The 14133-nt window shown below is 67.7% G+C and carries 14 protein-coding genes; 13 read left to right on the forward strand and 1 reads right to left on the reverse strand.

Annotation, left to right across the window (positions count from 1 at the left end):
- Window positions 1–76: 76 nt before the first annotated feature.
- The 13 genes from CA606_RS00900 (at window position 77) to gspN (ending at window position 13245) form a co-directional block, all read left to right on the forward strand.
- A complete protein-coding gene (locus CA606_RS00900; RefSeq protein WP_096052823.1) occupies window positions 77–2743 on the forward strand; it encodes a TonB-dependent receptor domain-containing protein in 2667 nt (888 codons plus the stop codon).
- A 187-nt stretch (window positions 2744–2930) separates the two neighbouring features.
- Entirely contained in the window at window positions 2931–3362 is a 432-nt protein-coding gene (locus tag CA606_RS00905) for a type II secretion system protein N (RefSeq protein ID WP_096052822.1), read from the forward strand.
- Window positions 3362–5443 carry a type II secretion system secretin GspD gene (gene gspD / locus CA606_RS00910; protein WP_096052821.1) on the forward strand — a complete coding sequence of 694 codons (2082 nt, stop codon included), beginning with the start codon at window positions 3362–3364 and terminating at the stop codon, window positions 5441–5443. Before CA606_RS00905 ends, gspD begins: the two co-directional genes overlap by 1 nt.
- Window positions 5440–6915, forward strand: coding sequence for a type II secretion system ATPase GspE (gene gspE, locus CA606_RS00915; RefSeq protein ID WP_096052820.1), 1476 nt, complete (start codon window positions 5440–5442; stop codon window positions 6913–6915). Before gspD ends, gspE begins: the two co-directional genes overlap by 4 nt.
- A complete protein-coding gene (gspF, locus tag CA606_RS00920; protein ID WP_096052819.1) occupies window positions 6902–8113 on the forward strand; it encodes a type II secretion system inner membrane protein GspF in 1212 nt (403 codons plus the stop codon). The genes gspE and gspF overlap by 14 nt, the downstream gene beginning before the upstream one ends.
- Before the next feature lie 11 nt (window positions 8114–8124).
- Window positions 8125–8577, forward strand: a complete 453-nt coding sequence (gspG, locus tag CA606_RS00925) for a type II secretion system major pseudopilin GspG (protein ID WP_096052818.1) — start codon at window positions 8125–8127, stop codon at window positions 8575–8577.
- Window positions 8561–9049: a GspH/FimT family pseudopilin gene (locus CA606_RS00930; RefSeq protein ID WP_181242725.1), complete on the forward strand. Its 489-nt coding sequence runs from the start codon at window positions 8561–8563 to the stop codon at window positions 9047–9049. The genes gspG and CA606_RS00930 overlap by 17 nt, the downstream gene beginning before the upstream one ends.
- The gene (gene gspI / locus CA606_RS00935) at window positions 9018–9401 is read left to right on the forward strand and encodes a type II secretion system minor pseudopilin GspI (RefSeq protein WP_096052817.1); all 384 of its coding nucleotides are present in this window, start codon (window positions 9018–9020) and stop codon (window positions 9399–9401) included. Before CA606_RS00930 ends, gspI begins: the two co-directional genes overlap by 32 nt.
- On the forward strand, window positions 9398–9988 hold the full coding sequence (gene gspJ, locus CA606_RS00940; RefSeq protein WP_096052816.1) for a type II secretion system minor pseudopilin GspJ: 591 nt from the start codon (window positions 9398–9400) through the stop codon (window positions 9986–9988). The genes gspI and gspJ overlap by 4 nt, the downstream gene beginning before the upstream one ends.
- Window positions 9985–10959 carry a type II secretion system minor pseudopilin GspK gene (gene gspK / locus CA606_RS00945; RefSeq protein WP_096052815.1) on the forward strand — a complete coding sequence of 325 codons (975 nt, stop codon included), beginning with the start codon at window positions 9985–9987 and terminating at the stop codon, window positions 10957–10959. Before gspJ ends, gspK begins: the two co-directional genes overlap by 4 nt.
- Entirely contained in the window at window positions 10956–12047 is a 1092-nt protein-coding gene (gene gspL, locus CA606_RS00950; protein WP_096052814.1) for a type II secretion system protein GspL, read from the forward strand. The genes gspK and gspL overlap by 4 nt, the downstream gene beginning before the upstream one ends.
- On the forward strand, window positions 12044–12523 hold the full coding sequence (locus CA606_RS00955; protein WP_096052813.1) for a type II secretion system protein M: 480 nt from the start codon (window positions 12044–12046) through the stop codon (window positions 12521–12523). Before gspL ends, CA606_RS00955 begins: the two co-directional genes overlap by 4 nt.
- Entirely contained in the window at window positions 12520–13245 is a 726-nt protein-coding gene (gene gspN, locus CA606_RS00960; RefSeq protein WP_096052812.1) for a type II secretion system protein N, read from the forward strand. The genes CA606_RS00955 and gspN overlap by 4 nt, the downstream gene beginning before the upstream one ends.
- Here the strand turns inward: gspN and CA606_RS00965 are convergent.
- Window positions 13234–13995, reverse strand: coding sequence for a prepilin peptidase (locus CA606_RS00965; RefSeq protein WP_096052811.1), 762 nt, complete (start codon window positions 13993–13995; stop codon window positions 13234–13236). The genes gspN and CA606_RS00965 overlap by 12 nt on opposite strands.
- Between the last annotated feature and the right edge of the window lie 138 nt (window positions 13996–14133).

Below are 14133 nucleotides of genomic sequence, written 5' to 3' on the forward strand. Positions count from 1 at the left end.
CTTCGTCGAAGCGGGGGGCGGCTGGAACACGGCTGCCCCCCATTTTTACCTGCCTAACTCCCCGGGGGGATCGGATATGATCACGCGTCGGCTAACCTCTCTGTTGCTTCTTTCGACCGCGCTCTCAATGCCTTCCTGGGCTTTGGCGCAGACCGCCCCTGCGGCGGAAGAGGCCGCCAAGCCCGCCGCTGCGGCGGCTCCGGCGCAATCGGATTTCCCGCAAACCGAAGTCTCGATCCCCGGCATGGTCGACGCGGTGGTGATCACCGCGAACCGCTCGGGTAACGTTGTCCGCACCGGCTCGCAGGTCGTCTCGGTGCTGAGCACGGCGGAAATCGCGCGCACCGGCGAAGGCAACATCGCCGGCGCTCTGACCCGCGTGACGGGCATAACGCTGGTGGGCAACGGTTATGTTTACGTCCGCGGTCTGGGCGATCGCTACTCGCTGGCGCTGCTGAACGGTTCGCAGCTGCCGAGCCCCGAGCCTCTGAAGCGCGTCGTGCCGCTGGACCTGTTCCCCAGCCGCGTCATCGCCTCCACGCTGGTTCAAAAGAGCTATTCGGCGAACTTCCCGGGCGAATTTGGCGGTGGTGTGATCAACCTGACCACCAAGTCGATCCCGAACGAGGGTTTCATCAGCATCGGTGGGTCGGTTTCTGGCGACACCGAGACCACCAACCAACTCGGCTACGATTATTACGGCAGCAAGTCCGACTGGACCGGCTTTGACAACGGCAACCGCGATACGCCTTCGGCCCTGGCTGCGTTCCTCGCCAGCGGCGAGCGCATCAGCTCGGGCAAGGTCGATACCGCCGCGATCGCCGGTCAGCTGGTCAACGCCCGCAACGGCGTGGTTCAGAAGTGGAACCATCTGCCGGTCAACTATGGGTTGGACATCACCGCCGCCAAGCCGTTCGATCTCGACTCGGTCGACTTCGGCGTGATCGCCACGGTCGGTTTCAGCAATCGCTGGACCACGCGCGATGCGCAGAGCCAGAGCTCGCTGAACAGCGATCTTGCGGACAAGGAAACGGATTTCCGCCGCGTCAGCACCGACAATCGGATGGTGCTGAACGGCCTGTTCGGCGCCGCGCTGGGCTTTGGCGAGAACAAGATCCGCTGGACCAACCTCTACGTCCACGACACGATCAAGAACACGCGCCTGGCCCTGGGCAAGCGCGGCGGCACGAACGTCGACTTCATGCAGCAGAACACCGGCTGGTTCGAGCGCCAGTTGCTGAACACGCAGCTGGTTGGCGAGTTCAAGCTGACCCCGAAGCTGAATGTCGATGTGCGGGCCAGCTACGCGAACACTCAACGTGAGGCTCCGGCCGAGCTGTCGCTGGAATATGTCCGCACCAACACGTCTGCGGACCCGTTCGGCCAGTATTTCGTCAACCGCCTGAACAACGGTAACGGCGGCGACGCGCGGATCAGCTACTCGGATCTGGACGAAGATCTGTGGTCGGGCGGCGTCGACGCCACCTACAAGCTGGCCCCGGGCTTCGCCGCGACGGTCGGCTATGCTTACGTGCACACCGATCGTGAGAGCTCGCGCCGCGACTTCCAGTTCCAGGCGCCGAACAGCTTCCCGCGCGGCGTCGACATGCTGCGTCCCGACCTGTTGCTGGCCCCGGCCATCATCAAGAACTTCAACATCGCTCTGGTCGATACGAACGAAGGCAACCCGGCCTTCAGCGCCCAGCTGCAGAACCACGCAGCCTACGGCAAGCTGAACGGCACGGTCTTTGGCGATCTCGATTTTGACGTCGGCGTCCGCTACGAGACCGCTCGCCAGAAGGTCGCCCCGCTCGAAGTCTTCAAGACGCCGGGCGCCTCGCTCGCTTCGACGCGCTTGAACGAGAACTACTGGCTGCCGGCCGCCACCGCCACCTGGCGGGGGATCACCGACTCGCAGGTTCGCCTGAGCGCATCCAAGACCATCGCGCGTCCGCAGTTCCGCGAGCTGATCTACCAGTTCTACTTCGACCCGGACAGCAACCGCATGTATCGCGGCAACCCGCTGCTCAGCGACAGTGAACTGACCAACTTCGAAGGTCGCTACGAGTGGTACTTCGCCAGCGATCAGCGTCTGACGGTGGCCGGGTTCTATAAGACGATCGATCGTCCGATCGAGAGCTATGTCTCTGGCAGCGATCTGTCGACCAGCTTCGCCAACGCGCCCAAGGCCAAGCTCTATGGCGCCGAGTTCGAGGTTCAGAAGTACTTCGACCTGTCGGACTTTAAGGGTGACTTCTGGGCGAACCGTCGCTTCGTGGCGATCGCCAACTACACCTACTCGAAGTCTGAGCTCCAGGTTTCGGCCGGCGACACCGTGGCGGTCTTCGCCGCGAACTCGACGAAGGCGACCGACTACTTCACCGACGGCGCCCCGCTGACGGGTCAATCGGATCACGTGGTCAATCTGCAACTGGGCCTCGAAGACACCGAGGGCCTTTCGCAACAGACGCTGCTGATCAACTACGCGAGCAAGCGGGTCACCAGCCGGGGTCTGGTCAACAGCGGCCAGCCGGACGTCGAGGCCTATCCGGGCACGCGCATCGACTTCGTCGCGCGCCAGGGGCTGGAGCTGTGGGGTCGTGAAATCGAACTGAAGTTCGAAGCGCGCAACCTGACCGGCGTCGGCTACGAAGAGTATCAGAAGGCCGGCAAGAACCGCATCGACGTCAATACGTATGACGTGGGTCGGTTCTTCTCGATCGGCGCTTCCGCCAAGTTCTAAGATGTCTGGCCGAGAGGGGTTTTCACCCTCTCGGCCGGCTCATGACGTCGTATCGCTCGGCGTCTCTCGGGCCCTGGATCATCCGGGTAGAGAGTTTTTGTCACATTTTTGTAGCTGAAGCGTCGCAGAACTGCGGTGCGGGCGCGCTAAATCGCTTGGGCTGTAAGCGATCCTTTGGCGGGCCCCCTTGTCATTCCTTGACCTTCACCGTCTGCCGGGTCGCAGGATCATCCTCGCGCTTGAGGTCGTGCTCGTCCTCGTGCTGGCCGGACAGGCTGCGCGGCTGGTCTGGACCTTCGCAGCGCCCGTCAGCGCCGTCTCTACGCCCGCCAAGTCGCCCCGACCGCCCGTGGATCTCAGCGTGCTGGCGCGCTTCGACGCCTTTGGCGCGGCGCGCGGAGCGGGCGGCTCGGCCATCGAGGGCTTCCGCCTGTTTGGCGTACGGACCGGAGGCGTCGGCGGCGGGTCCGCGATCATCGCCGGGCCCGACGGCGTGCAGAAGTCCTATGCGGTCGGCGAGGCCGTCGCCGACGGCGTCACCCTGGCTTCCGTCGCCGCCGATCATGTTGAACTCTCTCGCGGTGGCGCGCGCGCGACCCTCTCCTTCCCGGAGCCCTAATGACCAAGGTTCATCCGTCGCGTTCCGTTCTGGCCGCCGTCGCCGCAGCCCTGGTCATGGGCGGCGCCGTCCTTCCGCCCGCGCCCGCCGTGGCGCAAACCCAGTTGCTGAACGTCCAGGACGCGGACATCCGTGTCTTCATTCAGGATGTCGCCAAGTCCACCGGGACGACGTTCATCATCGACCCGCGCGTCAAGGGCACGGTGACCGTTGCGAGCAACGGGCCGTTGAACCGCCGAGAGCTGTTCGAGGTGTTTCTGGCGACGCTGCGGGCCAACAACTTCGTGGCCACGCCTGCGGGCAACGGGGCCTATCGCATCGAGCCGTCCGAGAACGCGGCGCGTCAGCCGTCGGCCGCCGGCGGCCAGTTCGCGACCGAGGTCTTCCGTTTGCGCACCCTGGACGCGGCCAGCGCCGTGGAGATGCTCAAGCCGCTCGTCGGGCCCCAGGGGCAGGTCGTCGCCAATCCGCGCGGCGCGGCCGTGGTGGTGGCGGACTACGCCGACAATGTTCGGCGAATTCGCGGGCTTCTGGCCCAGGTCGATCAGGATCGGGCGACTGTCCACACCGTCACCCTGACCCATAGTTCAGCGCGCGAGATCGCTCAGGTGCTGAACGACATGCTTTCCACGCCCGCCGCGGAGGGCAAGAGCGGCCGCGGCGCGGTCACGGTCGTGCCGGTCGACAGCAGCAATTCGATCCTGCTGCGTGGCGACGCTGACGCCGTTCAGCGCCTGCTGCCCGTCATCTCCGACCTGGATCGTCGCGCGGAGTCGAGCGACGACGTGCGCGTAGTGTTCCTGCGCCACGCCAACGCCGAACAGATGCTGCCGGTGTTGCAGCAGTTGGTGGGGCAGTCGAGCGTTTCGACGTCGGCGAGCGCTTCGCGCGGTCTAGGCGGCGCGCGGACCGCGACGGGCGCCTCGGCGCCGGCGAGTTCGACGGCGACTCCGGCCGCCGCCGTCGCGCCCACGAACGGCGCCCAGGCGACGGTCGCGCGGTTCCCGGGCGCCAACGCCCTGATCATCAACGCGCCGCCCGAAACCCAACGCACCTTGGCGGAGGTCATTCGCCAGTTGGATATTCGCCGCGAACAGGTGCTGGTCGAAGCCATCGTTGTCGAGGTCACGGACGGAACCGCCAAGCAGCTGGGCGTGCAGTTCCTGCTCGGCGGGACCAACGGCACCATTCCGTTCGTCGCGACCAACTACACCAACGCCACGCCCAGCCTGCTGCCGCTCGTCGGCGCTGCGGCCACCACCACCAGCGGCGCCGACAGTGAGGGACTGAAGTCCATACGCGATGCGGCCATCAGCTCATTGCTGACCGCGTCGGGCGTCACCTCGGGCGTCGTCGGCCGCAGCGGTGATGCGTTGTTCGGCGCGATCATCAATGCGGTGAAGAAGGACACGGGCTCGAACCTGTTGTCGACGCCGTCGATCATGACGCTCGACAACGAAGAGGCCCGCATTCTGGTCGGCCAGGAAGTGCCGATCACCACGGGCGAAGTGCTGGGCGACTCCAACGCCAACCCGTTCCGCACCATCCAGCGCCAGAACGTCGGCATCCAGCTGGAGGTAAAGCCGCAGATCAACGCCGGCGGCGGCATCACCCTCTTCCTGCGCCAGGAGGTGTCCAGCGTCGCCGGACCGGTCAGCGTCGGCTCCAGCGAACTGATCATCAACAAGCGCGAGATCGAGACCACGGCCCTGGTCGACGATGGCGACATCGTCGTGCTGGGCGGCCTGCTGGACCAGCAGGAGACCCAGTCGGCCCAGCGCACCCCCGGCCTGGGCGACGTCCCGGGCCTGGGCGCCCTGTTCCGCAGCACGGCCCGCGAGCGCAAGAAGACTAACCTGATGGTCTTCATCCGCCCGCGCATCATCCGCAGCAGCGCCGACGCCCGGAACCTGACCGCGCCGCGTTATGACTACATGCGCAACCTGCCGCCGATGACGACGCCGGATGGCGACAACTCCCTCGACGCGGTGATGCGCGACTACCTGAATGTGGCGCGTCCGGTCGCTTCGCCTGCGCCCGCCAGCGCGCCGACCGCCGCGAAGCCGGCGACGACGCCATGACCACGCCGATGCTCGCCTACGGTTTCGCCAAGCGAAACGGGGTGGTCCTGCTGTCCCTGGGCGAGCGAGCGGTGATCGGCGTCCGCGAGGGCTATGACCCGATGGCGCTGGTCGAAATCCGGCGGGCGGTCAGCGCGCCGTTGGCGATCGAGCCGATGACGGCCCCGGTGTTCGACCGCAAGTTCTCTGAGGTCTATGCGGGCGCGGGCCTGGCCACCGCGTCGAGCGCCGACAGCCTGGATCTCGAAGGCGGCCTTGGCCTGCTGCTCGAGGACATGCCCGCCGCAGCCGACCTCCTCGACCCACAGGACGACGCTCCAGTCATCCGCCTGATCAACGGCCTGATCGCCGAGGCCGTGCGCCTGGGGGCCTCGGACATCCACATCGAGCCCTTCGAAAAGGCCCTCATCGTCCGGCTTCGGATCGATGGCGTGCTGACCGAGGTGCTCAGCCTGTCGCCGCGTATCGCCGCCATGCTGGTGTCGCGGGTCAAGGTCATGGCCAAGCTGGACATCGCCGAAAAGCGCGTGCCGCAGGACGGCCGGATCTCGCTCGCCCTCGGCGGCAAGAGCCTGGATGTCCGTGTGTCGACCCTGCCGGCCCGCATGGGCGAGCGGGTGGTGATGCGGATCCTCGACAAGGACCAGGCGGGCCTGCGCCTGTCCGACCTTGGCATGTCGCCCGATGTGCTGAGCGCGCTGGAGACCGCCGTGCGCGAGCCGCACGGGATCATCCTGGTCACCGGACCCACGGGCTCGGGCAAGACGACGACGCTCTACGCCGCCCTGGCCGTGTTGAACGACAACAGCCGCAACATCCTGACCATCGAGGACCCGGTCGAATACGCCGTGCACGGCATTGGCCAAACCCAGGTCAATACCAAGGTCGGCATGACCTTCGCGGCGGGCCTGCGCGCCATCCTGCGCCAGGATCCCGACGTGGTGATGGTCGGCGAAATCCGCGACTCCGAGACCGCCCAGATCGCCGTCCAGGCCAGTCTGACGGGCCACCTTGTCCTCTCGACAGTCCACACCAACGATGCGGCGGGCGCTGTGGTGCGCCTGCGCGACATGGGCGTCGAGCCCTTCCTGTTGGCCTCGACGCTTCGGCTGGTCATCGCCCAGCGCCTGGTGCGTCGCCTCTGCGAGCATTGCCGCACGCCAGAGCCGGCGGACGCGGCGACAGCGGCCCTGGTGGGCCTGCCCGAGGGTGAGATCCTGTATCGCCCGGTGGGTTGCGCCCATTGCGGCCACACCGGCTATCAGGGGCGGATCGGCGTCTACGAGGCCCTGCGCGTCGACGATCACCTGCGCCGCCTGATCGGCGGTAACGCCAGCGAGCAGGAGATCACCGAGGCGGGCCTGGATCGCCGCCTGGGTCAGGAAGCGCGGCAATACATTCTTGCGGGCCTGACGACGGTTGAGGAGGCGCTCAGGATCACGGGCCAAGGGGCGCGCGATGGCGAGCTTTGACTATGTGGCCTTGGACCTCGCCGGCCGCACCCGTCTCGGCCAGCTGAAGGCCGTCGACGAAGCCGCCGCCGCCGATCAGCTGCAACGTCGTCGCCTGGCGCCCGTCAAGATCATCGCGTCCGTCGCCAAGCCGGTCACCGCAGGACGCCTGACCTGGGGCCAGGGTCTGAGCGCCAAGGACCGATCGATGTTCACGCGCCAGCTGGCGACGCTGACCTCGGTGTCGACCCTGGAAGAGGCGCTGCGCACGATCGCCCTGCAGGCCGACAAGCCGAAACTGAAGCAGGTGATCGGCGAGGTTCACGCCGCCGTGCTGGAGGGCTATCGGCTCTCGGACGCCATGGCCCGTCCCGCCAAGGCCTTCCCGCCCCTCTACCGGGCCATGGTCTCGGCCGGCGAGTCATCCGGGGCCTTGCCCGCGATCCTGGACCGTCTGGCTGACCTTCTTGAGCAACAGCAACAGGTCCGGGCCAAGATCACCACGGCCCTGGTCTATCCGATCGTTCTGGCCGTGGTCGCCTGTCTGGTCGTTGCGGCCCTGATGGTCTTCGTCATTCCCAAGGTGGTCGAGCAGTTCGACTCAATGGGCCAGACCCTGCCGCTGCTGACCCGCCTGGTGATCGGCCTGTCGACCGGTCTGCAGACCTTTGGCTGGTTGATCGTCGTCAGCGCGGTGATCGCCGTGTTCGCCTTTCTTCGCGCCCTGCGTCATCGACCCTTCAAGCTGGCGGTCGATCGCTGGCTGCTGCGCCTGCCGATGATCGGCCGCCTGATCCGCGACGTGCACGCCGCGCGGCTGGCCAGGACGCTCGCCACCATGGTCGCCAGCGGCCTGCCGATGCTCGAAGGCCTGATGCTGACCGCCAGCACGGTGCGCAACGCCGTGCTGCACGCCGCGCTCGACGACATGATCGCCGCCATCCGCGAAGGGGGCGCGCTGTCGGTCGCCATGCGGCGGGCCGAGGTCTTTCCGCCGGTGCTGGTCTACATGACGGCCAGCGGCGAGAGCAGCGGACGGGTCGAGGCGATGTTGATGCGCGCGGCTGACTATCTGGAACGCGAGTTCGAGACCTTCACCGCCACGCTGCTCAGCCTGCTGGAGCCGGCCATCATCGTGCTGCTGGGCGGCGTGGTGGCCACGATCGTGCTGTCGATCCTGCTGCCGATCCTCCAGATCAACAATCTTGCCTTGAACTAGGAAGCCAAGTCATGCCGAACCTCGACCCCGAGACGAGACGCCGCCGGGTCCGCCGGGCCGGCTTCACGCTGGTGGAGATGATGGTGGTCATCGTCATCCTGGGCCTGCTGGCCACGGTCGTGGCGATCAACGTGCTGCCCAACCAGGAAAAGGCCATGAAGGGCAAGGCGCGCGCCGATGTCTCCGTCCTGGAACAGGCGCTGGAGAGCTATCGTCTCGACAACTTCGCCTTCCCGTCGACCGAGCAGGGCCTGCAGGCCCTGGTGGCCCCGCCGGCCGGCCTGACCCAGGTCGATCGCTATCGGGAAGGCGGCTACATCCGTCGTCTGCCCAAGGACCCTTGGGGCAACGACTATCAGTATCGCGCGCCCGGCGCGCGCGGCGCGATCGATGTCTACTCGTTCGGCGCGGACGGCCGCGAAGGCGGCGAAGGCAAGGACGCCGACATTGGCAACTGGAGCTGAGACCAGGCGAGCCAAGGCGCGTCGCGTCGCGCAGGCCGGGTTCACCCTGGTCGAGCTCATGGTCGTGCTGATGATCATGGGCCTGTTGGCCACCGCAGTGATCCTGACCCTGCCCGACGGGAGGATGTCGCTGTCGCAGGAGAGCGCACGGTTCGCCGCCCGCTTGCTGCGTGCGCGCGAGGAGTCCCTGCTGGTCAATCGCCAGGTCCGGGTCAATGTCTCGTCCGTCGACTACCGCTTCGACATCCGCGACGGCCGCGATTGGCGCGCGCTGGACAAGGCGCCGTTCGTGACCACGGCATGGGTCGAGGAGACCCGTGTCTCGAGTCGCGATGGCGAGAACGCGGTGATCTTCGAACCGACCGGCCAAGCCAGCGGGGCCGCGTTCACCCTGGGGCGCGGCGGCTCTGGCTATGTGGTCAGCGTCGACGTCGCCGGGAATGTTGCCGTCCATGCCGCCCAAGCGCTCTGAAGCCGGCTTCACGCTGATCGAGCTGCTGGTCGCTCTGGCGATCTTCAGCCTGGCGGTGCTGGCCCTGCTCAATCTCGCGGGCGAGAACACCCGCGCCAGCGGCCGCCTGCAGGATCGCATCCTGGCCGAGGTGGTCTTGGACAACCGGGCCATTGAAGCCGTCACCAGCGTCATTCCACCGGCCCTGGGCCGCGTTTCCGGGGCCGAACGCGTCGCCGGCCGACCCTGGCTGTGGACGCGTCAGGTGAGCCGCACCGACGATCCGTCGATCCTGCGCGTCGACATCGCTGTGATGTCGCCCAACAGCCGCCAGCCGGCGGCGGCGGCGACCTTATTCAGGGCCGCCCGATGAAGGGCTTCACCCTGATCGAGATGATGGTGGCGCTGCTGATCTTTGCGCTGATCACCGCTGCGGGCGTGGCGGTGATGAGCTCGACGCTGACCAATCAAGGCGCCGTTCGGGTTCGGGTGGAGCGCTACGCCGAGCTGCAACGCATGCGGGCCTTGGTGAAGGCCGATCTCTCGCAGGCGGCCACGCGCAGGACGCGTGGCGAGGATGGTCTTCCAGCGCCCACCGCGTTCGCGGGCGTCAGTCCCTGGGTCGTGGGCGGCCCTCTGCTGGCCTTTACGCGGCGCGGCTATGAGAATCCCGATCAGGCGCCCCGCGCCTCGATGCAGTATGTGGAATATGCGCTCGTCGAGGGACGGTTGGAGCGACGGACGCGGCCCGCGCTCGACGGCGCCCGGCTTGGCCCCGCCCAGGTGCTGTTGACCGACGTTGAAAGCATCCAGTCGGCCTATCTGTTCGACGGCGTCTGGCGCCCGACCTGGCGGGGCGAGGCCACGTCGGACATTCCCGCCGCCGTGCGCCTGAACGTGAAACTCAAGGACTTGGGCGAGATCGATCAGCTGTTCCTCACCTCCGGAGAGGGACGATGAGACGCGAGCACGAGAAGGGCGCGGCGCTGCTGACGGTCATGCTGATGGTCGCGGTGATCTCGGTGATCGCGGTGGGCGTGCTGGACGACATCCGGTTCGGCGTCCGCAGGACGCTCAACGCGCGGATCGCCAGTCAGGCGCAATGGTACGCCCTGGGCGCCGAGCAACTGGCCCGCACGCGCATCGCGCAGCTGATGGACCGCGACTCCGCCAAGACCACTCTGGAAGGCGGCTGGAACGGACGCGTGATCGCCTTCCCGATCGACCAGGGCCGCATGGAGGCCAAGGTCACCGACGCCACGGGCTGCTTCAATCTCAATAGCGTGGTCGAGGCCAATCAGGGCGAGCCCTTCCGCCGGCGCGAGCTGGGGGTGCGGCAGTTCACGACCTTGCTGTCCCTGGTGGGGGTCTCTGGCGGGCCGGAGCTCGCGGAAAACCTCGCTGAATGGATGGACAGCAACGATGTCGGCCGCGCCGACGCCGAGGATCCGGGCTACGCCCAGCTTGCTCAGCCCTATCGAACCGCAGGCGGGCCTCTGGCCGAGGTGAGCGAGCTTCGGGCGGTGCGGGGCTTCACGCCGGGCGTCTATGCGGCGCTTCGCCCCTATGTCTGCGCCCTGCCGACGACCGACCTGTCGCCGATCAACGTCAACACCCTGTCGCCTGAGCGCGCGCTGCTGCTGACGGCGCTGACCGAGGGGCGCATCGGCCGCGAGACCGCGGCCCGCGTGCTGTCTGGCCGCCCCGCCGAGGGCTGGCCCGACGCTCAAGCGTTCTGGGGGCAGCAGGCCCTGGTCGCCACGCCGCCCGGCGACGTGGTCCGCGACCAGATCAAGTTTCGCACCCGCTACTTCGCCCTGGACAGCCAAGTCGTCTTTGCCGACATGCCGGTGTTCATGACCGCCCTCTTCGAAACGCCGTCGGCCAACAAGGTGATCTTGGCCGCCCGACGTTGGACGCCTGACGAATGACCTTGCTCAGCCTTCTGATCCTGCCCGCCGAACCCGACGAGCCGGCGCAACTTCTCCAGGACTTTGGTCTGTCGGTCACACGGCGGGCTCTGGCGCCGGACGAGCAGCTTGACGACGCTGGTCCGGTGATCCTGGTGGCGCCGGGGCAAGACGTCGTGGCGCGCTGGATGGACTTGCCGCTCGGCAGCGCCGCTCAGGCCCGCTCGGCGGCCGCCTTCCGGCTGGAGGACGAGGTGGCCCTCGGGGGCGATGATCTGCACATCGCCGTCGGCGGCGCCGATGCGTCTGGCCGCACCCTCGTGGCGTGGACCGCGCGCGAGGCGCTGCAAGGCTGGCTCGACGCCGCCCAGGCCCATGGCGTTAAGGCCGATGCGGTCATTCCGGACTATCTCCTGTTGCCCGAAGACGAGGACGGCGTGCTGGTCGTGGGCCAGTTGGGTCGGCGGCTCGCGCTGCGCGAACCTGGCAGGGCGCTCAGCGCCGATCCCGATCTGGCCGCTCTGTTGTTCGAGGATCGCGAGCATCGCTACATCGCCGGCAAGGATCTCGACATCCAACTGATCGCCGGTGCGCGTTCGCCGGTCATCAACCTGCTGCAGGGACGGTTCGCCGTCCGTTCGTCCGGGGAACAGAAGGGCGTAAAGCGCCTGGCGCTCTTGGCGGCGGCGGCGGTGCTCTCGCCCCTGTTGCTGCTGGTCGTCCAGATCGCCCATGATCAGTGGACGGCCAGCGCTCTGGAGCGCCGCGCCGCCAAGCTGGCCGTTTCGCTCGTGCCGCAAGCCTCCCGCTACGAGGACGCGGCGGGCTATGCCGTCACCCGTTTGGCGGCCGGCCAGAGCGGTCAAGGGTTTGGCGAGCTCGCGGCCAGCTATCTCAGCATGGTCGAGGCCGTGCCCGGCGTGACCCTGGACACCCTGGTCTATGGCGAGGAGGGCGCGATCCGCTCGACGATCGGCTACGCCAACTATTCGGACATGGATCAGCTGCGCCTGGGCGCCAAGCGCTTGGGCCTGGAACTGACCGAACAGAGCACCGCCAGCGAGGGCGGGCGGATCAGCAGCGATCTCATCGTGAGGAGAAAGCCATGAACGGACGACTGGAAGCCGCCCGTCTCTGGTGGTCGGCGCGCACGGGACGCGAGCAGGTGCTGCTGGCGGTGATGACAGCGGCGCTCGTTGGAGTGCTCGGCTGGTATGGCGTGGTGACGCCGCTGATGGCGGCGTCCGACGCCGCGCAGGCTCGCGTTGAAAAGGCGTCGATCCAATGGGGCGCGCTGCGAGGTCTCGCGGCCGGCGCGAACCGATCGACCGCCTCGGGCGGCGCGACGCCGCAGGCTGTGGTCGAGGCCGCCGCCAGCAAGGTTGGCCTTCCGATCGCGCGCCATCGCCAGGACGCCAACGGGCGCTTCACCATCTGGATCGCCGCCATCGACTCGAAGATCCTCTTGCCCTGGACCGCGAGCCTGGAGCGCGAGGGCGGCGTCAAGGTCACCGACTTCACCGCCTCGCGCCTGGATAACGGTCTGCTGGAGGCGGAGATCACCTTCGCGCGCGCCGCGCCATGAGCAACCGGCTGCTGATCGTGATCCTGATCGTCGCCACCCTGGTCATGACCGTGGTGTTCGCGCCGATGAGCCTTCTGACCGTCGGCCTGACCCGTGGCGGGGCGTTTGGCGCCGCGGGGGTGAGCGGGGTCGTCTGGAACGGCCGCCTGAAAGACGTCACGCTCGGCGGCGCCCCGATCGGATCCTGGAAGGGCGGGCTCAATCCCCTCGCGCTGGTCACCGGCCAGATTCGTATGGGCCTGACGCACGTCAAGGCGGGTTCGGATCAGCGGGCTGTCCTGCTGTTGCGCGGCCGCGAAAAGGGTGTCGAACGGCTCAATCTGCGCACGTCCGCCGACCTCGCGGCCCTGGGGCTGCCCCTCACCGGCGATGTCGCCTTGCGCGATGTCTCGGCGGTTTTTCGAAACGGACGCTGCGCGCGGGCCGGGGGCGAGATGCGTCTGCGGTTGATCGGGGAGGGCCCGTTGCGCGGCGCCGTCCTCAGCGGTGTCGCCGTCTGCCGCGCCGACACCTGGACAACGACCCTCAGCGGCCGGGGCGCGGGCGCGGACCTGACGCTGAGCGGACGTGTGCAGGGCGATGGCCGCTACCAGCTGGAGATGGCGGTCGCGACCACCGATCCGGATCTTATCCAGGGCCTGGTCGCCAGCGGCTTCGCGCGCGATGCGACGGGCGCCCGGCGTGCGGTCGATGGCCGGCTGGCTTCGTCCTCAGCCCCATAGGGCGTGGAGCGGGCCCCAAAGCCAGGTCAGCCAGGCGCCCACCGCCAGGAAGGTCCCGAACGGGAGCTGCTGGCCGGCCGCCAAGCGGCGGCGGACGAGCGCCTGGGCGATCGCCACGCTGAGGCCGGCGACGCAGGCCCAGATCAGCACCGACGGCAGGCCCTGCCAGCCGACCCAAGCGCCGATCGCGCCCAGCAGGCGCGGATCGCCGCCGCCCATACCGTCAAAGCCCCGGACCTTCCTGTAGAGCCAGGCGATCAAGGCCAGGCCCCCATAGCCTGCCGCGGCGCCGACGAGCGGCGTCCATATCGGAACCTCGCCGATCGCCAGAGTCGCGATCACGCCCAGGGCGCCGAAGGGCAGGGTCAGCCTGTCGGGAAGCCAGAGGTGCTCGGCGTCGACCGTCGCGATCAACAGGAGCATCCAGCCAAAGACCGCCGTCACGAGCACGGTCGCGCCCGAGAAGGCCAGCGCGCTCCACAGCGCGATCAGCAAGCATCCGCCTTCCAGCAGAAGGTAGCGCCAGGGTATCGCCGCCCCGCAGGTCCTGCATCGCCCCCGCAGCGCGAGGAAGCTGACCAGCGGAACAAGGTCGATGACGCCGAGCTGGCGCTTGCACGTGTCACACGTCGACCGCGACATCGCCCAGGGGCGATCCGCCGGAAGTCGAAGCGTCAGCAGCCCGATGAAGCTGCCGAAAAAAGGCGCGAGGATCAGGGCCGAAGCGGTCCAGAGTTGGTCGATGGTCAAGGGCTGCTCGTGCAAGGGCCAGAATGAGCCTTGGCCCAAAGCCGCTTCCACGACAATCGCCCTTTTGCGGCGACGCCAGCGGTCCCAGCGTCGCCCCAGCGCCCCCAAGCCGGTGAAGCCGGGGCGGCGTCATCGAAA

This window comes from Caulobacter vibrioides (assembly GCF_002310375.3).
Taxonomy (GTDB): domain Bacteria; phylum Pseudomonadota; class Alphaproteobacteria; order Caulobacterales; family Caulobacteraceae; genus Caulobacter; species Caulobacter vibrioides_D.

Coding starts and splice junctions, on each gene's coding strand:
- CA606_RS00900 (WP_096052823.1), top strand. CDS start 77: ATGATCACGCGTCGGCTAACCTCTCTGTTGCTTCTTTCGACCGCGCTC.
- gspD (WP_096052821.1), top strand. CDS start 3,362: ATGACCAAGGTTCATCCGTCGCGTTCCGTTCTGGCCGCCGTCGCCGCA.
- gspE (WP_096052820.1), top strand. CDS start 5,440: ATGACCACGCCGATGCTCGCCTACGGTTTCGCCAAGCGAAACGGGGTG.
- gspF (WP_096052819.1), top strand. CDS start 6,902: ATGGCGAGCTTTGACTATGTGGCCTTGGACCTCGCCGGCCGCACCCGT.
- gspG (WP_096052818.1), top strand. CDS start 8,125: ATGCCGAACCTCGACCCCGAGACGAGACGCCGCCGGGTCCGCCGGGCC.
- gspI (WP_096052817.1), top strand. CDS start 9,018: ATGTTGCCGTCCATGCCGCCCAAGCGCTCTGAAGCCGGCTTCACGCTG.
- gspJ (WP_096052816.1), top strand. CDS start 9,398: ATGAAGGGCTTCACCCTGATCGAGATGATGGTGGCGCTGCTGATCTTT.
- gspK (WP_096052815.1), top strand. CDS start 9,985: ATGAGACGCGAGCACGAGAAGGGCGCGGCGCTGCTGACGGTCATGCTG.
- gspL (WP_096052814.1), top strand. CDS start 10,956: ATGACCTTGCTCAGCCTTCTGATCCTGCCCGCCGAACCCGACGAGCCG.
- CA606_RS00955 (WP_096052813.1), top strand. CDS start 12,044: ATGAACGGACGACTGGAAGCCGCCCGTCTCTGGTGGTCGGCGCGCACG.
- gspN (WP_096052812.1), top strand. CDS start 12,520: ATGAGCAACCGGCTGCTGATCGTGATCCTGATCGTCGCCACCCTGGTC.